Genomic DNA, 22084 nt, shown 5'->3' with positions numbered 1-22084 from the left:
CGCAAATGGCGAGCAAGGTCGAGGGTTGGAAGGACGAAGTCTACGGCACGGAGATCCGCGAGCACCTCAATCGCTTCGCGGAGGAGGGATGGGCCGCCATCCCCGAGGACGAGCGCGACGCCTGGTTCGAGCGCTTCAAGTGGTGGGGGCTGTACCACCAGCGCAACGGCCAGGAGAGCTACTTCATGATGCGCGTCGGGGTGCCGGGCGGCCGGCTCACTCCCGAGCAACTGCGGGTCGTCGCCGAGATCGCCGACGAGTACGCCCGCGGCCCCGCGGAGAACCCCGAGTGGGAGGGCGCGTGGCTCGATTACACCACCCGCCAGTCCATCCAGCTCCACTGGATCAAACTCGAGGACGTTCCGGACATCTTCGACCGCCTGGAGGCCCACGGCCTCTCGACGATCCAGGCCTGCGGCGACTCGTGGCGCAACATCGTCGGCAGCCCCGTCGCCGGCCGCGACGCCGACGAGCACCTCGACGTCTGGCCGCTCATCGAGGGGCTGAACGAGGAGTTCAAGGGCAACCCCGCACACGAGAACCTCCCCCGGAAGTGGAAGGTCTCGATCACGGGCGACACCCGCGGCAGCGGGCAGGGCGACATCAACGACCTCGCGTTCGAACCCGCGGTCAAGGAGATCGACGGGGAGGAGGTGAAGGGCTTCAACACCCTCGTCGGCGGCGGCCTCGCCCGGAAGGAGGAGCGCTTCGCCCGCGACATCGACGTGTTCTGCACGCCGGAAGGGATGTACGACGTCGCGGCGGGCGTCTCCGCGCTGTTCCGCGACCACGGCGACCGCGACAACCGGTTCAACGCCCGCATCAAGTTCCTGATGGACGAGTGGGGTCCCGAGAAGTTCCGCCGCGTCCTCCAGGAGGAGTACGTCGACTACGAACTCCCCACCGCGGGCGAGGACCTGCGCGACCGGTACGACTACAACGCCGGGCGGTCGGACGCGCCGGGGGACTACGTCGGCGTCCACGAGCAGAACGACGGGCGGTACTTCGTCGGCCTCTCGGTGCTCGTCGGGCGGATGGGCGCGAAGGACGCCCTCCGGCTCGCCGACCTCGCCGCCGAGTACGGGTCGGAGCTCGTCGGGCTGACCCAGCGACAGAACGTCATCGTCGCGGACATCGACGAGGACGACCTGGAGGACTTCCTCGACGAACCGCTCCTCTCCGAGTACAGCCCCGATCCCCACCCGTTCATGCGCGGCTCCATCGCCTGCACGGGGACGGAGTTCTGCTCGCTGTCGATCGTCGAGACGAAGAACCGCATGGTCCGCTACGCCCACTGGCTGCGCGACAACGTCGAGGTGCCCGACGGCGTGGAGGACTTCCACATCCACCTCTCGGGCTGTACCGCCTCCTGCGCCCAGCCCCAGATCGCCGACGTCTCCCTGCGCGGCATGAAGACGCGCAAGGACGGCGAGCCGGTCGAGGCGTTCGACATCGGCCTCGGCGGCGGGCTCGGCGAGAACCCGCAGTTCGCCGAGTGGGCCAAGATGCGCGTCGCCGCCGACGAGGTGCCCGGGTACGTCCGGAACCTGCTCGCCACCTACGAGGCCGAGCGGGGTGAGGGGGAGTCCTTCCGCGACTTCATCGCCGCCCGCGACGAGGACGAACTGGCCGACCTCGCCGAACCGGAGGAGACGGACTACGAGGACCCCTACATGCACAACACGAAGATGACGTGGTACCCCTACGCCGAGGACGACGCGATGGACAGCGCGCCGGTCCCGGCCGACGACTGAGGGAAGCGAGGCGCGTCGCTGGCTTCGTCAGTTCCTCACTCGCTCCCGTCGCCGTAGAGCACCGTCGGATCGCGCGTCTGGAGCCAGACGTGCCCCTCGCCGGAGAGCCGCGTCACGAACCCCTCGCCGCCGAGTCGGAGGACGGTGAGTTCGCCCGAGGAAGTTCGCCCGAGGAGATGAAAGTTGCTCGCCTCGTTGCCCGCGGTGCCGCGCTCGACGCCCTCGATCACGCGAGGAGGCCGCCGGACTGCACCTTCACCCCCTCGCTGTCGAGGTCGATCCGGGCGGCGTCGCCCAGGTCGTCCGGCGCGAGCACGAGCCGCGAGCCGTCCCACCCCGCCTCCCGACTACGGCCAGTCGTCCCGACTGCCTCCGATCCCCCGACAGGCACATTGGTCCCTGCCGAGTAGCGACGGGCGATGCCCGACCGACTACTCAAGGTGAACGCCTACACCACCTTCGACCTCCTCGACGGCCGCGCCGAGGGGCACGACTTCGAGGAGGAGGCGCTCGCCGTGCTGAACGTCACCGCCCCGCGGAAGGACCCCGATCACGTCACCCTGGAGTTCGAACTGGACAGCGCGCAGCTGGAGCACCTCCCCGCCCACGCGGACCGCGTGACGCTCACGGCCGAGCAGGCGCGGACGCTCGCCGGGGAACTGATCGAGTACGCGGAGCGGGTCGAGGCCGCGCGATCGGACTAGGCGTCCCTCTCCCCGCCCCTCTCGTTCCCGCTCTGATCCCGGTCTCTCGCCCGCTCGCGCCACTCGCGCTGTTGTTCCCGCTCGGTGATGTGGCGCTCGCCGTCGGCGAGGTCGTCGCGGACGCGTCCCTCGAAGGAGCTGAGGTTCGTGAGGAAGTTCTCGTAGAACGTGTCCACGAGCTCGTACGTCCACATGTCCTCGATCGCCCCCGACGGGAGGTGGTCGTCGCGCAGCGCGTCCGCGAACTCGCCGTGTCCCGCCCCCCGGAGCAACCGCTCCGCCTCGTGGAGGCGGTTCATCCCCCTACCGACCTGGTGGTGGCAGTCGAGCAGATCCCCGTACCCCCGGTAGATGTGCTCGATGCCGAGGGTGAGTTCGTGCAGCGCCCGTCGCTCCGTCTCGGTCAATTCCGGATCGTCGGCCATATCACACTACTCGCGGCCAACCCGTGAAACCGTTTCTCCGGCCCGTCGACCCCACGGGGGTGACGGAGGGATTGGGGGTCGACGGAAACGGTTATGCGTGAGCGGGCGAGAGGCGGGTTGTGTGCCTCGAACGGGGCATGGTTTCAGACGAACCCTTGTGGGGTTGAAGACAGCTCCCCGAACTCGATGATGCCCGAGCCGACGAGTTTCAGACGAACCCTTGTGGGGTTGAAGACTCCCCTCCGTCGGCGAGTGCAGGAGCCTCCTCTCGTTTCAGACGAACCCTTGTGGGGTTGAAGAATCTCCGGGGTTACAGTTACCCCGTATGTGTCATCAAGTTTCAGACGAACCCTTGTGGGGTTGAAGATTCGGTTTCCATCGACGAGGTCGTGGAGTCCGGTCTGTTTCAGACGAACCCTTGTGGGGTTGAAGATCGCGGAAGAGTTTGGTCAACAAGTGGCCGATGGCGTTTCAGACGAACCCTTGTGGGGTTGAAGAGACGTCGGCCTCTGCCGCGAGTGCGAGCGCCGTTGGTTTCAGACGAACCCTTGTGGGGTTGAAGAGAGGAGACCCACGACGTCCATATGTATCTCCCCGAGTTTCAGACGAACCCTTGTGGGGTTGAAGACGGACGATCTCGTCGTCGTGCGTGAGGCGCGTCTTGTTTCAGACGAACCCTTGTGGGGTTGAAGACTCTGAGTCAACGTACTTCACCCGAGCGTGCCAGCGTTTCAGACGAACCCTTGTGGGATTGAAGAGCGGGGGAGACCGCCGGGAAGACATAGGAGAGGTTGTTTCAGACGAACCCTTGTGGGGTTGAAGCGACTCTGGCAAGAGGAAGGCGTCATCGGAGGCATGGTTTCAGACGAACCCTTGTGGGGTTGAAGCACCATCCCGGTAGCCATGCGCGTAACCACCCGAATGGTTTCAGACGGACCCTTATGGGGTTGAAGCATCAGAACCGTCTCGGTGGAGAACCGCGTCCTCGAACGCTTCGGGCGTCTCTCACCGGAAGCCATGCGGGAGATCGACGGCGCGATCCGCGTCAGTCTCGGACTCGACTGCGGGTACTAGCCGTCGCCGCCGCTTCGCCGTACGACCGACCACGCTGAATCACTACGACCGACTCGGAGGTTTAGACGCCCCCTTGTAGGATTAAAGCTAACGGGAGACCGACGAGCCCAAACGCCGCGAGCGGCTATCGGACGGCGATGGACCTCCGATTTGTGGGCGGCGTGCGCGAGGTGGGCCGAAGCGCCGTCCTCGTGAACGACGCTCTCCTCCTCGACTACGGGATGGCGACCGGGACTCCTCCGCAGTTCCCCGTGGGCTCGGTCGACCCCGAAGCGGTCGTCGTCAGCCACGGCCACCTCGACCACGTCGGCACCGTGCCGTCCCTCCTGTCGGGGGACGCCCGACCACCGATTCACTGGACTCCCCCCACATACGAGCTCGCGCTCACGCTCGCGCGCGACACGCTCAAACTGCACGGCGTTCCCGGTCGCGGAGCACCGGGCGGCTCGCGGGGGTGGCAGCGCCGCGGCGGTTCGTACAACTGCCCGTTCACCGAGAACGACGTCAAGCGCGTCACGCAGGTCTCTTCGCTCCACGGGTACGGAGAGACGTTCGAGGCCGCCGGTCACGAAGTCACCTTCTACGACGCGGGTCACATCCCCGGGAGCGCTCACGTCCTCGTCGACGACGGCGAGACGCGCCTCCTCTACACGGGCGACTTCCACACCGACGACCAGCGCCTCGTCTCGGGAACGACCGCGCGCCCCGACGCCGACGTCGTCATCTGCGAGAGCACGTACTCGGACGTCGAACACGAGGAGCGAGCGGCGGTCGAAGAGCGATTCGTCGAGAGCGTCAGGACGACGCTCTGGGAGGGCGGGACGGTCGTCGTCCCCGCGTTCGCCATCGGGCGCACCCAGGAGCTGCTGCTCGTCTGCGAGGCCTACGACGTCCCGTGCTACGTCGACGGGATGGGGAAGCAGGTGACCGAGATGCTACGACGGCATCCCGAGTTCGTCAGCGACGCGGACGTGCTCCGGCGGGCGACGTCCCACGCCCGGTTCGTCACCGGCCGCGACGGACAGCGCAAGCGGATCGCCGAACAGAACGCGGTGATCGTCACCACCAGCGGGATGCTCTCCGGTGGTCCCGCCATGACGTACGTCCCCGCGATCCGGTCGAACCCGATCAACAAGATCGCCCTGACGGGCTATCAGGTCGAGGGGACGCCCGGGCGGGAGCTTCTGGAGACCGGGAGCGCCGAGATCGACGGGCGCGTGATGCCCGTCAGCGCGCGGGTCGAGGGGTACGACTTCTCCGCGCACGCGGACCGCGGCGGCCTGCTGGACGTACTCGAGGAGTACCGAGGCAGTCGGGTGCTCGTGAACCACGGCGACCGCTGCGCGTCGTTCGCCGAGAAACTCGTCGGCGAGGGCTTCGACGCGTCGGCCCCCGCGCTCGGCGACGAGATCGCGGTCTGACCGTCCGCGGCCTCGTCCCGGTGGGGGGTACGTCGTCGAACTCCTCTGCGGTCACCGGAGCGCTTCCCAGTCGGGGAACCGGCGCACCCGGAACTCCGCGTAGCCCCCGAAGGCGAGTTCGAGCGATCCGATCCACCAGTTCCAGCGCTCGGGCAGACGCCCGTCGGGGGCGTCTCGGAGGTTCGCCACCACCGCGTCGGGCGACAGCGGCGCGCCCACGTCCGACTCGTAGCGCCCCGAGTCCCCGAGGTCGACCGCCTGCCGCGCGACGACGCGGCGCTCCCCCGGCGAGGGGTCGAACGCTGTCGCGAGCGCCCGGTCCAGTTCGTCCCTGTCCACGGCGGAGCATCGGGTCCCGCGGCAATCAGTGCGGCGGCGGCCGGGCGGCCTAGTCGTCGGAGAACGTGAACCGTCCGTCGGTCGCGAGTTCCTGCATCCCCTCGACGGTCTCCTGCATCTCCTCTAAGCGCTCGCGGATCCGCGCGTAGTCGGGGTCCTCGCGCTCGAGTCGCAGCACCACGTCGGTCCCCTGGCGATGCAGGCGGTCGAAGAGGTGGGGGTACTCGGTGCTCCTGACGCGGTCGAGCGCCTCGTGCGCGAGGTCAGAGACCGCCGCCCACTCGCCGCGGGCCGCGTGCTCGCGCGCGGCGTCGATGACGTACGACGCCCCGTCGTACTCGGGCAGATCCCCCGCGATGCGGTCGGTCATGTGCTCGGCTAGTGCGGCTCTCGTCTGACCCCCCTTTCCGCTACCACCCTAGCCTCGACGGCCCGCACGCCGGCTACATGGAATGCCGTGAGCGACCATCGGTCATGCTCGGCCGCGACCGCGTCCCCCGCGCCCCCTCGATTCCTCGCGTCGTCCGGGTTCCGGCGTCGTCAGACCTCCGCGTCGGCCGCCCCACGACGTTCGACGCGCGCGGCGACGGGCGCATCGCCCTGCCGACCGCGCGGTCCCCGCTCGGCGGCGCGCCGGTCGACCGTCCGGGATTCGGGGCGTTCGGGGCGTGAGAGGGGTTTGCGTTCGTTTCAGTATGCTTTTCACCGCCCGTCGTTTCACACCCGATATGGCTGAGTTTCAGGTCGTCGTCGCCGACCCCGAGGACGGCGCGACCTACCAGTTCGACATCGAGGGACAGGACGCGAACCGCTTCATCGGCCGCGACCTCGGCGACGAGGTCGACGGCACCGCCGTCGGCCTCGACGGCTACACCATCGAACTCACCGGCGGATCCGACAACGCCGGTCGTCCGATGCGCGCCGACGTGGCGGGGCAGAACCTGAAGGCGCTGCTGCTCACCGGCGGCGTCGGGTACAAGCCGACCGTGGAGGGCGAGCGCAAGCGCGTGACCGTCCGCGGTCGCGAGATCGGCGAGGAGACCCGCCAGATCAACGCGAAGATCGTCGAGCGCGGCAGCCAGTCTATCGAGGAGCTGCTCGGTCTCGGCGGGGACGACGACGAATAGGGCCGTGGCCGACCGTATCCCGCACGACCACTCCTCGGTGACGACCGTTCGCGCCCACGTCGAGCGCGCGGGCCGGACCGACCGCCCGAAACTGGTCCTCCCCGAGGAGGTGTCGATTCCCGACGGCCCCGTCCGCCTCGTCCTCGGCGGTCGCACGTATCACGCGCGGATCGAGCCCGACTTCGACGACGTCCCCGAGATCCGCGGCGCGTACGACAACGCCCGGATGGCCCGCGAGCGCGAGGGCGAGAACCGCCTCGTCGAGTGGTACGAGGGCGGCAACCTCTCGTTCGGTCGCTCGGTCCACTTCGACGTCGTCGATCCCGGCGACCTCTACGGCGTCCGCGCGCCCGGCGAACGCGCCACCTACGATTCGCGCGATACGCCCTCGGACTCGCTCGCGGACATCGCCCGCGACCTCGACGAGAGAGAGTAGCAGGCTTTTCCCCGCCGCGGCGAGTAGCCACGCCCATGGACACCGCACGACGCGAGTTCCTCGCGGGCGAGCGCCCCGACGACGTGCTCATGTTCCTCGCGGACGAGGCCGTCGCGAACCCCGACGGCCTCCTCTCGATCGGCGAGGCGACCGACCGCGGGGTCGTCCTCGTGGTCCCCGGCGACCGGGGGCGGAGCGCCTTCGAGTCGGCCGTCGGCGTCGATCCGATGAACTTCGCCGGCGCGGCGATGGGGACGGAGGGCGAGATCGCCCCCGACCTCACCGCCGGCGACTGCCCGAGCGCTCACCCCGACGAACCCGCCGGGGACCACCGCGTGCGCTTCGTCTTCGCGTTCGCGGAGGCGGCGAACCCGGAGGTCGGCGGCCTCTACGCCGAGGGCGACGTGATCCACGCCTACGCGGCCTGCGCCTGCGGGACGACCTACTCCGACCGGTGGGTCGCGGGCGATCGGCCGGTGCCGGAAGACGGGGAGTGACGCCGTCGGCCCGTCTCCGCTGAGCGACTGTGGGATCCGTGGAATGGTAACTCCCTCCGTAGGGAGTTGGCATCGGATGATTCTCGCCGGCTGCTGTCCGCGGCGAAGTCTCCCGGACGGTTCACAGACCCGAGAGCCAGAGCGGATCGGCCTGAGCCGGGTCGAAGGGCATAGTGTCGATCCGTGCGACCGCTGCCCGAACGTCGCCCCCTCTCATGTCCTGTGTGGCAACGAGTACTGGAACCTCGGCTTCACGACTGCCGAAATCCTTCACGTCGGTCGAGAGGATCGCGAACCCTTCGGATTCGGCGTACTCGGTGATCGCCTCGTCCGAGGCTTCGGGGCCGAGGTGATCGACGTCACGGCTGTAGGTGACCGCGTGTCCGTCACCGCGAAGTGCGGAGACGTACTCCTCGGGGACGTTCGTGTCGGCGAGGATCCGCACGGGGGTCAGTCGGCCCGTTCGCCGGTCGCGTCACCGCGCTCGGCCCGTCGTACGAGTTCACGCGTTCGGCGTTCGCCCTCGCGCCGAGTCGCGTCGCCCTCGCGTTCCCGCTCGACGAGTTCGTCCCGGTGATCGTAGTAATACGCGAGCGCGCGGAAGAGATCCGCCATCGATAGCTCGTACTCACCGGCCACGACGTGGGGGTCCTCGCCGTTGTCGATCACGCGCCGCTTGACGTCGAGGACGGTGATCCGGGTCCCCTCGACGCGGGGGTCACCGGATCGAATGCCGTCGTCGCGGACGATGGCGGTCATGTGTGACCGTAGCGCGTATTCACGTTTAACCCTTGGGAGGCGATTTACCTGAATCGAGGCGCTAAGGCCCCTCCCTCAAGGAGCGACCGACGGGAGCGAGTAGGGAGGGACTCGATGCCAGACCCGCTAGTCGTAGACGTCGAACTCTGACTCCTCCTCCTCCTCCGGCGGCAGGTTGCGGAACGCGTCGAGGATGACCTGCTTGGTCGTCGCCCCGCGGGTCGTCCAGTGGTGGGCGTAGTCGAGCATGTCGTGGTAGATGTCGGGCTTGCACCCGGCGGCGCGGGGGTGGCCGCCGCCGCCGACCTGTGCGGCGACCTCGTGACAGCGCTCGAAGCCCGCGGAGCCGCGGATGGAGGCGCTCCCGGCGGGTTTGACGATCACTGCGGCGTCCGCGCCGCGCTCGCGCAGCGCCTCCGCGACCTCGTTCTGCGAGCAGCGCCCGTAGGTGACGCCGACGGTGACGCCGTCCACCTCCCGCACGTCGGCGCGCTCGACCGCGAGGTCGATCAGCGCCCGCTTCTCGATGCGCCGCTTCTCGATGTACCGCTCCGCGACCGGCGGGAGGTCCGCGCCGTGGGTGCGGACGGTGGCGATGTAGACCTCCGGGGAGACCCAGTAGGCGTAGTCGGCGAGGTCGTCGCTGCGCGCGTCGTCGCGGATCCAGAGGTCGTGGTCGCGCGTCACCGCGGCGAGGTCCTCGAAGCGCGCGTCGAAGTCGTGATCGAGGCTGCGCAGGACGACGTCGGTCGTGCACTCCTCGTCCGACTCGCCGACGCCGAGTTCGACGCCGAGTTCGCGCACCCGCGCGGCGAGGTCGGGGTCCCACTGGTGGTGGTCGAACCAGGAGACGGACTCCGCGCCCGCGACGAGATCCGCGAGGGCGTCGATGTCGGACTCCTCGTCGGGACAGAGGTCGCAGACGAACACCTCGACGCCCTCCGGGAGGTACTCGGCGGCCTCGGCGAAGGAGTCGGCGAGGTCGTGCGGCGAGGTCGGCAGGAGCGCGACGCGTCCCTCGGGGACGTCGAACTCCTCGTCGGGATCGACCGTCCCCGCCTCGACGTCGCCGCGTGCCTCGCGGATCAGCGCGACGCAGCCGAGGCCGTCGGCGTCCGGGTCGGCGACGACCACCGTCTCCGCGCGTTCGAGCGCGGCGATGCGCTCCTCGCTCGGCCCCTCCTCGTCGGGTAGAAAGAAGCCCGCGCCCGGGATGACCGACTTGCGCGACAGCGACAGCCGGTCGGTGTCGATGAGGTCTTCGTCCATACGGGGCCGACGGGCCGAGCCGCAATCAAGGCGGTGGTTCGCCCGCCGCGGCGGGTTACGTTCCGTCGCCGGAATCCGTCACCTGGCGGACGGTCAGCACGGGGACGGGGCTGTCGTGGACGATGGCCTCGGCGACGCTCCCGAGGTGGTAGGAGAAGGGGCTGTCCCGCCCTCGCGTCCCCGTGGCGATGAGGTCGGCGTCGACCGACGCGGCGTAGTCTCGTATCGTCTCGGCGGCCTCGCCGCGCTTGACCACGGTCCGCACGGGGTAGTCGGCGTCCTCCCTGAGCGCGGCGAGGGCGTCGCGCACCTCCGCCTCGTGGGCGGAAGCGCGTTCGTCGAGCACCGAGAGGACGTGTACCTCGGCGTCGAAGCGACGGGCGAGGTCGAGCGCTGCGTCGACCGCCCGCGCGGCGCTCGTGCTGCCGTCGGTCGCGATGACCACCGTCTCGAACATGTGTGCGACTATCGCGGCCGGTCTCAAATACTCGGTGGGTTTTTGCCCTCACTGACGCAGGACACGCGTATGGACATCGACACGGTGCTGGTTCCCGTCGACGGCAGCGAGGAGTCGGTCCGGGCGATCGAGGTCGCCGTCGCCGTCGCGGAGCGCTACGGCGCGCAGGTCCACGCGCTGTACGTCCTCGATCGGGACCAGCGCGAGCGCACCGAGCGGATGATGGACGCCGCCCGGGACCTCGCGGCCGACGTCCCGCTCACCCACTCGGTCGCCTACGGCTTCTCCACGTCCCACCTGACGATCCACCCGGGAAGCGTCGTCCTCGACGCGAGCGAGGACGCGGGGGCCGACTTCCTCGTCATCCCCCGCGAGGGGCCCGCCGATCTGCTCGGGAAGGCTGCCGGGTACGTCCTCCAGTTCGCGAAACAGCCCGTACTGGCGGTCTAACCGCGCCGCTCCGGGTCGAGGCGCAGCGACATCTCCATCTCGAAGTTCTCGGACTTGCTCGACTCGAAGCCCACCTTCCGGTAGAGCGCGATGGCGGGCGCGTTCCACCGCTCGACGGTGAGCCAGACGCGGTCTACGCCCTCGCGTTCGCCCTGACCCAGCAGCGCGGTGATGAGCCTCGTCCCGATGCCCGCGTTCTGGTACGCCGAGAGGACGAAGATGGCGAGTTCGTACCCCTCCCCGCCGTCGGGTACGAGCGTCGCGTGTCCGACGATCTGGTCGGCCGCGCGCGAGACGACGTTCACGCAGTCCTCGCTCGTGATCCCCTCGATCCAGTCGCGGATGCGCTCCTCGCCCGTCGGCGGGATGCCCTGCGCGCGGTCCGCCGGGTCGAAGTCGAGGTACATCGCTACGAGCGCGTCCACGTCGCCGTCGAACGCCCGTATCTCGACGGTGCGCCCCTCGCCGTCCTCGAAGGACAGCGGCGGGGCCTCGAACGGTCCGGCCGGTTCGTCGGGGTAGATGCGCGTCATCGTATCAGGGTCACCGAGGTCTGTGCGTTCAGCAGGACGAATTCGGCGATGCTGCCGATGTTGATCTTCCCGAGGGGGCTCGTCTCGCCCCCGCCGAGCACGATGCGATCGAACCCCTCGCTCTCGGCGAGATCGACCAGTCGGCTCCCGGCGTGCCCCTCGAGGAGCACGACCTCCGCGTCCAGTCCGCGCTCGCCGAGTTGCTCGCGGACCCGCGACTCGACCTCCTCGACCGCGAGCGGCGAGTCCGGGTTCTCCACGACGGCAACGGTCACGTCGTCGCCCGCCTCCCACGCGCGGTCGAGCGCCTGTGCCAGCGCGCGCAGGGAATCGCCACTGCCGCCGATGCCCACCAGCGTTCGCATGGGTGGGTGATTACGCCGTGAGAGCAAAAGCCTCCCGGCACGATCGTCGGCGTCGCCCCGGCGACACCCTTTTTCGCGACCGGACAGGAGAGTGGGTATGACCGAGACGCCAGCCGGCGACGAGGACCAGGAGGCGTCCGCCTCCCCGGACGAGTCTTCCCCCGAAGAGGTCCCCGACGATACCTCCCCCGACGCCCCCGACTCGAACCCGGGGGGTGGGACGGACGCCCCCGAATCCCGCGTCCGGGACGACAGGGAGGTCGCCGACGGGCGCGAGGCCCCGGACGACGTCGGCGCGACCGAGGGGGACGAGGACGCGTCGGCGCGTCGGGAGATCCCGGAGGACGTGCGCAAGTACGAGCGCTTCAAGAAGATCGACGGCGCGCAGTACGACCGGGCGAACCGCTTCCTCCGCGACCGGACGTACATCACCGCCCGCGAGTGGGCCATCGCCCGCCTCTGTTCTGACTTCCGCACCGAGACGGGCGTCGAGATGACGAAGATCGGCGAGAACCTGCCCGAACTCGTCCCGTTCATGGAGGACACCTACACGCCCCAGGCGGTCAACCAGGCCCGCGCGGCCTTCGAGGAGAAGGTCCGCAAGGCGGGCGCGACGTTCCTCTACGGTGCGATGTGCGACTTCTTCACCGCCGAGGAACTCGACGACATCATGTACGAGACGACCGAGGTGGCGAAGTTCCTCCTCGAGGTCGAGGGCGTGGACCTCTCCGTCGAGCAGGAACTCGAGGCCGAGGAGCGCATCAGCAGCGTGATGCGCGAGGTGCGCCGGGCGAGTTCGGAACTGCGCGAGCAGGAGACGGAGACGGAGACGAGCGCGGACGACGACTAGCGGCGTCAGTCGAGCGACTGCGTGAGGACGTAGCCCGCCAAGTCCGTCCCGGCGCGCTGCTCGTAGACGCGGCGCGAGCGCGAGCGCGCCCCGGACGATCCGGACTATTCGGGGAAGAACAGCTCCGGGCTGTCGAACGCGACGGCGACCGCCTCCTCGCTGCTCAGGCTCCGCAGGTAGGTGAGCACCTGGCCCGTCTCGGCGGCGTACTCGCGCACCTCGCCGATCCGCTCGGGGGCGTAGTAGAGCGGACAGCAGACCGCGACCCCGACGTCGTCGTCGCGGACGACGACGAGCACGTAGACGACGCCGTCGTTCGCGGCGCGGAACACCTCCGTCTGGTCGAGCGCCGCCGCCCCGACCTGCGCCTGCACCCGCTCGAACTCCTCGCCCGGGACCACGACGTCGAAGCCGCTCCCGTCGTCCGCCGTCGTCACGTCGCCGGGGTGGAGCGCGACCACGTCGTAGCCCTCCTCGCGGTAGGCGTCGGCGGTCGCCTCCATGTCGTCGATGACCTGCTCCCAGCCGTCGCCGACGCGCGTGCCGTGTTCGTCCATGTGCGGTCCTACGGGCCGGACGGGAAAGCGTCTGTGCTCTGCTCCGCTCCTCCCGCCGGATCGTTCCCCCGGCCGTGACGGTGTGCCGCGACGTACCTCCCCAAACGATTTAGTGACATCTCGCCAACGACGGCTATGTCCGAGTTACTCTCCCTCTCCGGCCTGCGAACGCAGTTCGACACCGACCGGGGGACGGTGAAGGCGGTCGACGGCGTGGACCTCACGATCCGCGAGGGCGAGACCGTCGGCCTCGTCGGCGAGAGCGGGTCCGGGAAGTCCGTCACCGCGCTCTCGGCGATGGGGCTGATCGACTCGCCGGGCCGGATCGCGGGCGGCGAGGTGCGCTTCGCCGCCCCCTCGACGGTACGGCGTCTCGCCCGCCGGTACCCGAGGGGGATCGCCACCCCCGAGCGCGACGGTTACGTCCGCATCGAGGCCGGGACGGTCGACGCCGGGACCGCCCCCGACGACGTCGAGGCGACCGACGACCCGGACGAGGTCGCCCGGATCGCCCGCGAGCACCCCGCTGGCGTCGCCAGCGAGGACGAGGAGGGGTTCGTCCGGATCGAGTCGGGCTCAGTCGACCTCACCGCCGCCCCCGAGCGCGTCATGCGCGAGGTGCGCGGCGGCGACATGGGGATGATCTTCCAGGACCCGATGACCTCGCTCAACCCCGCCCTGACGGTCGGCGAGCAGGTCGCCGAGAGCCTCCAGCTACACCGCTACGGCGGGCGCAAGGAGGACTCGTGGCTCAACGCCGTCCGCGAGGTGTTCTCGCGGGGCGGCGTGAGCGAGGAGGTCCGCGAGAACGCCGTCGAACTCCTCGCGGAGGTGGGCATCCCCGAACCCGGCCAGCGCGTCGACGAGTACCCCCACGAGTTCTCCGGCGGGATGCGCCAGCGCGTGCTCATCGCCATTGCGCTCGCCTGCCGGCCGCGGCTGCTCATCGCGGACGAGCCGACGACCGCCCTCGACGTGACCATCCAGGCGCAGATCCTGGACCTCATCAACGAACTGCAGGACGAACTCGGGATGTCCGTCCTGATGATCACCCACGACCTCGGGGTGGTCGCGGAGACGTGCGACCGCGTCGCCGTCATGTACGCGGGCGAGATCGTCGAGGAGGGGCCGGTCGAGGAGATCTTCGAGAACCCCAGTCACCCCTACACCTACACGCTGCTCCAGTCGATCCCGAGCGAGGACACGGACCGCCTGACGCCGATCGAGGGGAACGTCCCCGACCTCATCGACCTCCCCGAGGGATGTCACTTCGCGCCCCGGTGCCCCTGGGCGAAGCCGGAGTGCACCGAGGGCGAGATCCCGTTCCTCCGGCACGGCCCCGAGGGCGTCGAGCACCGCGCGAAGTGCGTCCTCCCCGAGTTCGACACGAGCGAGTACGGCGTCGATGCGGGGATCAGCGCGGCGTCGGCGTCCCCGACGGGCGACCCCCTCGTCGAGGTGCGCGGGCTAAAGAAGCACTTCTCGCGGGCGGACGGACTGCTCGACGAGGTCCTCGGCGGCGACACGCGGGCGGTGAGGGCCGTGGACGGCGTCGACCTCGACGTCTACGAGGGCGAGACGCTCGGGCTGGTCGGCGAGTCCGGCTGCGGGAAGTCCACGACCGGCCGGACGATCCTCCGCCTCCTCGAGCCCACCGACGGGACCGTGGCGTTCGCCGGGGACGAACTCAACGACCTCTCCCGGAGCGAGCTGCGCGAGCGCCGGCGGGACATGGGGATGATCTTCCAGGACCCGCTGTCGAGCCTCGATCCGCGGATGACCGTCGGCCAGACCATCGCCGAACCGCTCACGATACACGGCCTCCCCGAGGAGGGCTCGCGTCGCGAGCGCGTCACCGAACTGCTCGAGGCGGTCGGCCTCGATCCGGGCCAGCGCGACCGCTACCCCCACGAGCTGTCCGGCGGGCAGCGCCAGCGCGTCGGCATCGCCCGCGCGCTGGCCGTCGACCCCGACTTCATCGTCTGCGACGAGCCGGTGAGCGCCCTCGACGTGTCCGTCCAGGCGAAGATCCTGAACCTGCTGGAGGACCTCCAGGACGAGTTCGGGCTCACCTTCCTCTTCATCGCCCACGACCTCTCGGTCGTCCGCCACATCTGCGATCGGGTGGCCGTGATGTACCTCGGCGAGGTCGTCGAGGTGGCGGGGACCGACGAACTGTTCTCCGACCCGAAGCACCCCTACACCCGAGCGCTGCTGTCCGCGATCCCCGAGCCCGACCCCCGCGCTTCCACCGACCGCGTCATCCTGGAGGGCGACGTGCCGAGCCCGGTCGCGCCGCCGTCGGGCTGTCGCTTCCGCACGCGCTGTCCGTCGGTCATCCCGCCGGACGGGATCGACGTCGAACAGGGGGCTTACCGCGAGGTGATGAACCTCCGCCAGCGCGTCGAGGACCGCGCGCTCGACGTCGACGCCCGCGAGGTCCGCGAGGGCGACGGGGTGGCGACCGCGGCGACGGACGGCGGGACGGCCTCCCCGGGACCGGAGCCGGCGTCGGAATCGACGACCGCGTCGGGGGGCGCGTCGCTGTTCGACGCTCTGTTCGAGCACGACCTGACCGGGGAGAACCGCGCGACCGTCGAGCGGGCGCTCGAGCGCGTCGTCGCCGACGACTGGGAGGCGGCCGAGTCGCTCCTGCGCGAGCGCTTCGCGAGCGTCTGCGAGCGCCGTTCGCCGACCCTGCAGGACGCTCCCCACCCGGCGGCCTGCCACCTGTACGATCAACCCGGGGAGTAGCTCCGTTTCCCGTGACTGAATTCGACGTGTTAGTCTTCGGTAACCCTATGTATTCTCGTGCGACCGTTGTGAGTATGCCTGATGGTGACAAATATGGCCGAAGAACCTTCTTGAAGGCGGCGGGTGCGACTGCGGCGGCCGCGACCCTGGCGGGGTGTGCTGGCGGCGACAGCCCGGGGACGGGCGACGGTGACGGCGACGGCAACGGAACCGGCGACGGCGGCGGCAGCGGCGGCACGCTCGTCTACGCCCGCGGGAACGATTCCGCGACGCTCGACCCGCAGTCGACCACCTCCGGCGAGGACGCGAAGGTGATAAACCAGGTGTACGACACGCTGATCAAGTTCAAGCCGGGCGAGTCCTCGCTGGTGGCGGGGCTCGCGACGGACTTCTCCCTGGAGGGGACGACGGCGTCGCTCACGCTCCGTGAGGACGCTACGTTCCACAACGGCCAGTCGTTCACCGCGGAGGATTTCGTCGCGACCTACCGGCGCTTCGTCGACCAGGACTACGAGCACTTCATCGGCACGAGCAACGAGGAGGGCGTCGAGGGCAGCAGCCAGTCGTTCTACGGCCCCTACCTCCTGAGCAAGGTGGAGAGCGTCGACGCGCCGAGCGAGACGGAGCTCACGATCGAACTCAGCCAGCGGTACGCGCCGTTCCTGCGCAACCTCGCCGTGTTCGCGATGGCGGTCATGCCGAGGAAGCAGATCGAGGCGGACCACGACTTCGGGAGCGAACCGATCGGCACCGGCGCGTTCGCGTTCGAGGGGTGGAACGAGGGCAACCAGCGCATCACGCTCGCCAAGAACGGCGAGTTCTGGGGCGAGGGCCCCAACGTCGACACCGTCGTCTTCCAGGGCGTGAAGCAGAACAGCACCCGGACCCAGCAGCTACTCGCCGGGGAGGCGCACATCGTTGACGGCATCGACGCCCAGTCGGTCTCGCAGATCGAGAGCGCCGACAACGCGGAACTCCAGCGGACCGAGGGGATGACCGTCGGTTACATGGCGTTCAACATGGCGCGCGTCGAGGCGTTCCGCGAGAAGAAGGTGCGCCAGGCGATCAGCCACGCCATCGACACGAAGGCCATCGTCGAGAACATCTACAAGGGGCTCGCGGTGCAGGCGAGCCAGCCCCTCCCGCCGACGGTGATGGGTCACAACGACGAACTCGAACCGTACCCCTACGACCCCGAGAAGGCGAAGCAGCTGCTCTCCGAGGCGGGCTACGGCGACGGACTCTCGTTCGAGCTCTCCGCGATGAACAACCCGCGACCGTACTTCGCCTCGCCCGGGCAGACCGCGCAGGTGGTCCGGTCGAACCTGTCCGACGTCGGCATCGACGTGACCGTGAAGCAGCAGGCGTGGGAGCCGTACCTCACCTACACCTCCGAGGGCAAGCACGACGCCTGTTTCCTCGGCTGGATCTCCGACAACGCGGACCCGGACAACTTCTACTACCCGCTGCTCCACCCGCAGGTGGACCCGAGCGAGATCCCCGAGGGTCAGGACTGGGTCAGCCGCGACGCGGAGGGCTTCAACACCGGTAACCGCGCCGCGTGGGCCAACCGCAACTTCATGGAGCTGGTCACGCAGGGACAGACCGAGTACGACGAGGGCAAGCGCGAGGAGGTCTACAGGCAGGCGGCGCAGATCGCACACGACGAGGCCCCCTGGGTGTACATGACCCACACCGAGGAACTGCGCGGCGTCTCGAACGCCGTCTCCGGCTTCACGGTCTCGCCGATCTCCGGGCCGGCGCTCAACCTCGTCAGCCTCTCGTAACCCCGAACCGCACGCACACCACCGTTCACCGTTACTATGGTCAGCAAACAATTCGTACTCAAGCGGCTGCTGTTGCTCGTTCCGGTGCTGCTGGGGGTGGCGACGCTCGTGTTCGCCATCCTCCACCTCTCGCCGGGGAACCCCGCGAGAGTCATCGCCGGCGACCGCGCCTCCGAGGCGTTCGTCCGGCAGATCGAGAACGACCTCGGGTTGAACGACCCCATCTGGGTACAGTACGGTCGGTTCCTTGTCGACACGGCGACGTTCGACTTCGGCCGGTCGTACGTCGTCCGCCGGGGGACGCCCGTCTCCGAGGTGCTCCGCACGTACTTCCCGGTCACGCTCGAACTCGCCCTGTACGGGCAGTTCTTCGGCATCCTCATCGGCGTCCCGCTCGGGATCCTGAGCGCCGTGAAGCAGGACTCGCTCACCGACCACCTCACGCGCATCGGCGCGCTGTCGGGGATCAGCATCCCCATCTTCTGGAGCGGCCCGCTGCTCATCCTGCTGCTCGCCGTCCAGTACGACCTCGTGCCGACGAGCGGGCGCATCGGCGTCGGCTACTCGGTCCCGGCGATCACGGGCCTCCTGACGGTCGACAGCCTGCTCGCGGGGAATCTCCCGGCGTTCGTCTCGACCGTGAAGCACCTGCTGCTTCCCTCCCTCGTCATCGGCATCTACGCCACGGCGCTCATCTCCCGGATGATGCGCTCGTCGATGCTCGAGGTCGTCCGCCAGGACTACATGCGCACCGCCCGCGCGAAGGGCCAGGGCGCGAAGATCACGATCATGAAACACGGGTTCCGGAACGCGCTCATCCCCGTCGTCACCATCATCGGCATCCAGTTCGGGTCGCTGCTGGGCGGGGCGGTGCTCACCGAGACCGTGTTCAACATCCCCGGCATCGGCGTGCTGCTCGTCGAGGCCATCAACAACGGCGACTACCCGCTGGTGCAGGGGACCGTCCTCCTGTTCGCCCTGCTGTTCACGCTCGTGAACCTGGGCGTCGACGTCACCTACTCCTACCTCGATCCGAGGATCGACCAATGAGCACAGAGACCGACACCGCGACGGACGCCCGCCGCGGGCGCGGCTTCTTCCAGCGCCTGCTCGCGTCCCCGTTCGTCTCGAACCTGCTGTCGAATCGCCTCGCCATCGTCGGCCTCGCCGTCATCGGCTCGATGGTCGCCGTCGCCCTCTACGCCCGGTTCGTGGTCGTGGGGGGGTTTCCCGGGCCGAACCTCGCCGTCATCACGGCCTCCCAACTGGGAACGTCCTCGTTCGCCGGCCCCTGCGGCGCGCACACCGTCTCGGGCGCGGTCGCGAACGCCGGCTCCTGCCCTCACCCCTTCGGTACCGACGTGCAGGGCCGCGACGTCTTCCGGCGGACGCTCTACGGCGCGTGGCTCGCGCTCAAGTGGGGGACCGTCACCGTCGCCGCGTCGACGGCGCTCGGCGTCACGCTCGGCATCGTCGCCGCCTACTACGGCGACGTGACGGACAACGTCATCATGCGGACGATGGACGTCCTGCTCGCGTTCCCGTCGCTGCTGCTCGCGCTCGCGCTCGTCGCCATCTTCGGGACGGGCCTCTGGAAGGCGGTCATCGCGCTCACGCTCGTCTACACGCCGCGGTTCGCCCGCGTCGTCCGCGGGGCCGCGCTGAAGGTCATGGAGGACGAGTACGTCGACGCGACGGTCGCCCTCGGCGCGCGGGACGGCCGCGTGCTGTTCCGGCACGTCCTGCCGAACTCGCTCGCGCCCATCACCGTCCAGAGCACGCTCAACTTCGGGCTGGCGATCATCGACCTCGCGGCGCTGTCGTTCCTCGGCTTCGGGGCCGCGGCGGGGACGCCCTCGTGGGGACTGATGCTCTCGAACGGCGTCGAACTCGGCCTGCTGAGCGGGCAGTGGTGGTGGTCGTTCTTCCCCGGCCTGTTCCTCGCGATCACGGTGCTCGGGTTCAACCTCCTCGGCGACGGGATGCGCGACGCGCTCGACCCGCGCATGCGCGAGACGGTCGATTGAGCCGTGACTCCCGCCCCCCTCGCCGCGACGGTCGTGATCGCCGCGACGGGCGTCGACCTCGCCCGCCTGGCGGCGTGGGCGCGCCCGCGCGCCCGCATCGTCCTCTCGGCCGCGCTCGTCGGCGGGGCGCTCGGCGCGCTGGCGACGCTCGGCCTCGCGCTCGCGTCGCCCCTCCCGGCGGCCAGCGCGCGGGCGTTCGCGCTCGGCGCGCTGGCCTTCGGTTTCGGCCTGCTCGGCTGGTCCGGGTCGGTCATGCTCGGACGGTCCGTCGAACGGCTCCAGCGGACGCTCGACGTCGGCACCGACTGGACGGAGGCCGACTCCCGGCGCGCCATGGTCCGGATCGCCGCCGCGGGAGCGGGCGCGATGCTCGCGGTCGCGTCGGCGACGACGGCGCTCGGAGCGCTCGGCGCGCTGCTCGCGCTCGCGTAGCGCCCCTACGTCCTGACGTTCTCCCCGACGGCCTCGCCGAACCGCTCGCCCCCGTCGCGCCGGTAGACGAACTCCCCGCGCACCATCGTCCACTCGGGGAAGACCCCGCGCATCCCCTCGAAGGGGGTCCACCCGCACTTCGAGTGGAGGTCGTCGCCGCGGATCTCGCGGGAGGCGTCCGGATCGACGAGCACGAGGTCGGCGTCGCGGCCCGCCTCGACGCGGCCCTTCCGCTCGAGGTCGAAGATCGCGGCGGGGTTCGCCGCGGTGACGTCCCGGACGCGCTCGTAGGAGAGCAGGTCCCGGCGGGCGGCTTCCAGGAGGAGCGGGAGGGCGGTCTCGACGCCGGGGACGCCGCTCGGCGCGTCCCAGACGCTCGCGTCCTTCTCCTCGCGGGTGTGAGGTGCGTGGTCCGTGGCGACCACGTCCGCGGTGCCGTCGGCGAGGCGTTCGAGGAGTTCGACCCGGCGGTCCTCGCTCCGCAGCGGCGGGTTCATCCGGCCGAGCGTGCCGAGGCGGTCGTAGTCGTCCCGCGAGAGAAAGAGGTGGTGGGGCGTCACCTCGCAGGTCATGCCCGCTGCCGCGGCCGCGTCGACGCCCTCCGGCGTGCTCGTGTGGGCGACGTGGATCCGCGCGCCCGCCTCGCGGGCGACCTCGCAGGCGCGCTCGACGGCGACGCGCTCGGCCTCGGCCGTCCGGTACGCGCTCCAGGCGTCGGGGTCGTCGCGCTCCCGCGCGTCCGCGCTGAACAGCGTCGCGTCCTCGGCGTGGACGGTGACGCCCACGCCGCGGTCGGTCGCGCGCTCGACGGCCTCGCCGAACAGGTCCGCGTCGATCCCCATGTCGCCCGTCGAGTCGGCGAGGAACACCTCGCCGAGCGCGAACAGCGGGCGCTCGAACAGCGAGTCGGGGTCCCAGTCGGGGGTGACGCCGCCGTTGACGCCGTAGTCGACGAGCGACGCGCGTGCGAGGGCGGCCTTCTCGTCGAACGCCTCGCCGGTCACCGTCGGCGGGTCGGTGTTCGGCTGGTCCACGACCGTCGTCACCCCGCCGGCGGCGGCGCTCCTGCTGCCGGTCTCCCACGTCTCCTTGTGCGGGAAACCGGGCTGGCGGAAGTGGACGTGGACGTCGATCATCCCCGGCAGGAGGAGCCTGCCCGCCGCGTCGACGTCCGCGACGCCGTTGAGGTTGCGCCCGACCGTCTCGATGCGGCCGCCCTCGATCCGGACGTCGCGCACGCGCCCGTCGGCGAGAGTGGCGTCCCTGATGAGCATGGCCTCTATGGGGGAGGAGGTATCGTAATCCTGCCGGAGGAAAACAGTCGCGCGCCCCGGCACGAAGGCCGTCCGAACCGGCTACCGGACGCGCTCGACCCGCGTCGCGGCGTCTCCCACCAGCGCCGCCTCGAGCGCCTCGACCACTTCCGTCGGTTCCACGGGTCGCCCCGCCGCGCGGACGACGCTCCCGACGCTCTCGGGGTCGAAGGGGACGCCGAGAGCGTCGTACACGGGATCGAGCACGTCCGCGACGGCCGCCCGGTCGTCCGTGACGCAGATGCCGGCCGTGAGCGCCGCGCCGCGCCGGACGCGCTGGGCGATCCCCACGACCTTTCCCCCCGCCCGCAGGGAGTGCGCGCCGGGACAGAAGGAGTCGGGGGGTTCGCCCTCCGCCGCGTCGACGCCCAGCGTCGCGAGCGCGCGCTTCACGTCGCGCGTCATCGCGTCGTAGCGCGCCGCCAGCCCCTCGCGCAGGTCCTCGATCGGTTCCACGCGGGCGAACGCGACCGTCGTCCCGGTGTAGGCGACCGCCCGCCCGCCGACGGGTCGCACGTGGGCCTCGAACCTGCGTTCCTCGGCGGCCGCCCGCGCGCGCTCGTACCCCGGCGCACCCGCGTCGCGCCGCCCGAACGCCACCTGCCGGTGGGGCGTCCACGCCCGCACCGCCCGCTCGCCCGTCTCGGCGGCGTCGGCACAGAGCGTTCGCGTCACCGTCCGATCCGTCTCGACCGTCGCCGCTCGCCCCCTCAGGACGCGCACGCGCATACTCCCCCTCCGAGTCGATGGGGCT

General features: G+C 70.0%; 27 protein-coding genes, 1 pseudogene and 1 CRISPR repeat array. Of the genes and pseudogenes, 14 read left to right on the top strand and 14 right to left on the bottom strand.

The annotated features are described in order from the left end of the window. Positions 1-5: 5 nt before the first annotated feature. Entirely contained in the window at positions 6-1754 is a 1749-nt protein-coding gene (locus P1K31_RS11385) for a nitrite/sulfite reductase (RefSeq protein ID WP_276303452.1), read from the top strand. A 35-nt stretch (positions 1755-1789) separates the two neighbouring features. Here the strand turns inward: P1K31_RS11385 and P1K31_RS11380 are convergent, their stop codons facing one another. Then, positions 1790-1984, bottom strand: a complete 195-nt coding sequence (locus P1K31_RS11380; RefSeq protein WP_276303451.1) for a hypothetical protein — start codon at positions 1982-1984, stop codon at positions 1790-1792. Then, positions 1981-2145 carry a hypothetical protein gene (locus tag P1K31_RS11375; protein WP_276303450.1) on the bottom strand — a complete coding sequence of 55 codons (165 nt, stop codon included), beginning with the start codon at positions 2143-2145 and terminating at the stop codon, positions 1981-1983. The genes P1K31_RS11380 and P1K31_RS11375 overlap by 4 nt, the downstream gene beginning before the upstream one ends. A gap of 28 nt (positions 2146-2173) precedes the next feature. Here P1K31_RS11375 and P1K31_RS11370 point away from each other — a divergent pair, with 28 nt between their 5' ends. Continuing rightward, a complete protein-coding gene (locus P1K31_RS11370; RefSeq protein ID WP_276303449.1) occupies positions 2174-2458 on the top strand; it encodes a DUF6360 family protein in 285 nt (94 codons plus the stop codon). Here the strand turns inward: P1K31_RS11370 and P1K31_RS11365 are convergent. Continuing rightward, entirely contained in the window at positions 2455-2883 is a 429-nt protein-coding gene (locus P1K31_RS11365; protein ID WP_276303448.1) for a hypothetical protein, read from the bottom strand. The two genes, P1K31_RS11370 and P1K31_RS11365, sit on opposite strands and share 4 nt — an antisense overlap. Positions 2884-3023: 140 nt before the next feature. Further along, positions 3024-3837: direct repeats of the CRISPR family, unit length 30 nt; unit sequence GTTTCAGACGAACCCTTGTGGGGTTGAAGC. A 257-nt stretch (positions 3838-4094) separates the two neighbouring features. On the opposite strand from P1K31_RS11365, the gene P1K31_RS11360 reads away from it, so the two are divergent. Continuing rightward, a complete protein-coding gene (locus P1K31_RS11360; RefSeq protein WP_276303447.1) occupies positions 4095-5378 on the top strand; it encodes an MBL fold metallo-hydrolase in 1284 nt (427 codons plus the stop codon). Positions 5379-5429: 51 nt separating this feature from the next. Here the strand turns inward: P1K31_RS11360 and P1K31_RS11355 are convergent. Continuing rightward, positions 5430-5726 (bottom strand): annotated as a pseudogene (locus P1K31_RS11355) (WNWW family protein); the annotation flags it as partial. A 40-nt stretch (positions 5727-5766) separates the two neighbouring features. Next, positions 5767-6087 (bottom strand): hypothetical protein, encoded by a 321-nt coding sequence (locus P1K31_RS11350; protein ID WP_276303445.1) that lies wholly within the window; start codon positions 6085-6087, stop codon positions 5767-5769. Between the two features lie 104 nt (positions 6088-6191). Here P1K31_RS11350 and P1K31_RS11345 point away from each other — a divergent pair, with 104 nt between their 5' ends. The 4 genes from P1K31_RS11345 to P1K31_RS11330 are packed head-to-tail and all read left to right on the top strand — an operon-like array spanning position 6192 to position 7777. After that, positions 6192-6389: a hypothetical protein gene (locus tag P1K31_RS11345; protein ID WP_276303444.1), complete on the top strand. Its 198-nt coding sequence runs from the start codon at positions 6192-6194 to the stop codon at positions 6387-6389. A 56-nt stretch (positions 6390-6445) separates the two neighbouring features. Next, on the top strand, positions 6446-6844 hold the full coding sequence (locus tag P1K31_RS11340; RefSeq protein WP_276303443.1) for a 30S ribosomal protein S6e: 399 nt from the start codon (positions 6446-6448) through the stop codon (positions 6842-6844). A gap of 4 nt (positions 6845-6848) precedes the next feature. Next, entirely contained in the window at positions 6849-7280 is a 432-nt protein-coding gene (locus tag P1K31_RS11335) for a DUF7112 family protein (RefSeq protein ID WP_276303442.1), read from the top strand. A gap of 35 nt (positions 7281-7315) precedes the next feature. Further along, positions 7316-7777 (top strand): DUF5807 family protein, encoded by a 462-nt coding sequence (locus tag P1K31_RS11330; RefSeq protein WP_276303441.1) that lies wholly within the window; start codon positions 7316-7318, stop codon positions 7775-7777. A gap of 121 nt (positions 7778-7898) precedes the next feature. Here P1K31_RS11330 and P1K31_RS11325 read toward each other — a convergent pair whose 3' ends face one another. From P1K31_RS11325 to P1K31_RS11310, 4 genes are all read right to left on the bottom strand, one after another. Continuing rightward, on the bottom strand, positions 7899-8222 hold the full coding sequence (locus P1K31_RS11325) for a DUF5615 family PIN-like protein (RefSeq protein ID WP_276303440.1): 324 nt from the start codon (positions 8220-8222) through the stop codon (positions 7899-7901). Positions 8223-8227: 5 nt separating this feature from the next. Then, positions 8228-8536 carry a DUF433 domain-containing protein gene (locus tag P1K31_RS11320; RefSeq protein ID WP_276303439.1) on the bottom strand — a complete coding sequence of 103 codons (309 nt, stop codon included), beginning with the start codon at positions 8534-8536 and terminating at the stop codon, positions 8228-8230. A 126-nt stretch (positions 8537-8662) separates the two neighbouring features. After that, on the bottom strand, positions 8663-9805 hold the full coding sequence (locus P1K31_RS11315) for a DHH family phosphoesterase (RefSeq protein WP_276303438.1): 1143 nt from the start codon (positions 9803-9805) through the stop codon (positions 8663-8665). A gap of 55 nt (positions 9806-9860) precedes the next feature. Continuing rightward, positions 9861-10262, bottom strand: coding sequence for a universal stress protein (locus tag P1K31_RS11310; RefSeq protein ID WP_276303437.1), 402 nt, complete (start codon positions 10260-10262; stop codon positions 9861-9863). A gap of 69 nt (positions 10263-10331) precedes the next feature. Here P1K31_RS11310 and P1K31_RS11305 point away from each other — a divergent pair, with 69 nt between their 5' ends. Beyond that, positions 10332-10712 carry a universal stress protein gene (locus P1K31_RS11305; RefSeq protein ID WP_276303436.1) on the top strand — a complete coding sequence of 127 codons (381 nt, stop codon included), beginning with the start codon at positions 10332-10334 and terminating at the stop codon, positions 10710-10712. Here the strand turns inward: P1K31_RS11305 and P1K31_RS11300 are convergent. Then, positions 10709-11245: a GNAT family N-acetyltransferase gene (locus P1K31_RS11300; RefSeq protein ID WP_276303435.1), complete on the bottom strand. Its 537-nt coding sequence runs from the start codon at positions 11243-11245 to the stop codon at positions 10709-10711. The genes P1K31_RS11305 and P1K31_RS11300 overlap by 4 nt on opposite strands. Then, a complete protein-coding gene (locus P1K31_RS11295) occupies positions 11242-11610 on the bottom strand; it encodes a universal stress protein (protein WP_276303434.1) in 369 nt (122 codons plus the stop codon). Before P1K31_RS11295 ends, P1K31_RS11300 begins: the two co-directional genes overlap by 4 nt. A gap of 97 nt (positions 11611-11707) precedes the next feature. On the opposite strand from P1K31_RS11295, the gene P1K31_RS11290 reads away from it, so the two are divergent. Beyond that, complete coding sequence (locus tag P1K31_RS11290) at positions 11708-12460, top strand: DUF5806 family protein (protein ID WP_276303433.1); 753 nt, start codon at positions 11708-11710, stop codon at positions 12458-12460. Between the two features lie 104 nt (positions 12461-12564). Here P1K31_RS11290 and P1K31_RS11285 read toward each other — a convergent pair whose 3' ends face one another. Further along, positions 12565-13017, bottom strand: coding sequence for a DUF7529 family protein (locus P1K31_RS11285; RefSeq protein ID WP_276303432.1), 453 nt, complete (start codon positions 13015-13017; stop codon positions 12565-12567). 135 nt (positions 13018-13152) lie between these two features. Between P1K31_RS11285 and P1K31_RS11280 the strand changes: the two genes are divergently transcribed. From P1K31_RS11280 to P1K31_RS11260, 5 genes are all read left to right on the top strand, one after another. Continuing rightward, the gene (locus P1K31_RS11280) at positions 13153-15771 is read left to right on the top strand and encodes a dipeptide ABC transporter ATP-binding protein (protein WP_276303431.1); all 2619 of its coding nucleotides are present in this window, start codon (positions 13153-13155) and stop codon (positions 15769-15771) included. Between the two features lie 74 nt (positions 15772-15845). Beyond that, on the top strand, positions 15846-17558 hold the full coding sequence (locus P1K31_RS11275) for an ABC transporter substrate-binding protein (protein ID WP_276303430.1): 1713 nt from the start codon (positions 15846-15848) through the stop codon (positions 17556-17558). A gap of 36 nt (positions 17559-17594) precedes the next feature. Continuing rightward, positions 17595-18608, top strand: a complete 1014-nt coding sequence (locus P1K31_RS11270) for an ABC transporter permease (RefSeq protein ID WP_276303429.1) — start codon at positions 17595-17597, stop codon at positions 18606-18608. Next, a complete protein-coding gene (locus P1K31_RS11265) occupies positions 18605-19585 on the top strand; it encodes an ABC transporter permease (RefSeq protein WP_276303428.1) in 981 nt (326 codons plus the stop codon). Before P1K31_RS11270 ends, P1K31_RS11265 begins: the two co-directional genes overlap by 4 nt. A gap of 3 nt (positions 19586-19588) precedes the next feature. Beyond that, the gene (locus P1K31_RS11260; RefSeq protein WP_276303427.1) at positions 19589-20017 is read left to right on the top strand and encodes a DUF7268 family protein; all 429 of its coding nucleotides are present in this window, start codon (positions 19589-19591) and stop codon (positions 20015-20017) included. A gap of 5 nt (positions 20018-20022) precedes the next feature. On the opposite strand, the gene P1K31_RS11255 is transcribed toward P1K31_RS11260, so the two are convergent. Together P1K31_RS11255 and P1K31_RS11250 are read right to left on the bottom strand one after the other, a co-directional pair. Next, a complete protein-coding gene (locus P1K31_RS11255; RefSeq protein WP_276303426.1) occupies positions 20023-21291 on the bottom strand; it encodes a dihydroorotase in 1269 nt (422 codons plus the stop codon). A gap of 81 nt (positions 21292-21372) precedes the next feature. Continuing rightward, positions 21373-22053, bottom strand: a complete 681-nt coding sequence (locus P1K31_RS11250; protein ID WP_276305739.1) for a lipoyl protein ligase domain-containing protein — start codon at positions 22051-22053, stop codon at positions 21373-21375. Positions 22054-22084 lie beyond the last annotated feature (31 nt).

Source organism: Halomarina halobia (genome assembly GCF_029338575.1).
Lineage (GTDB): Archaea > Halobacteriota > Halobacteria > Halobacteriales > Haloarculaceae > Halomarina > Halomarina halobia.
Note: the sequence above shows the minus strand (reverse complement) of the source record. Positions and strands in the feature narration are given on the sequence as shown.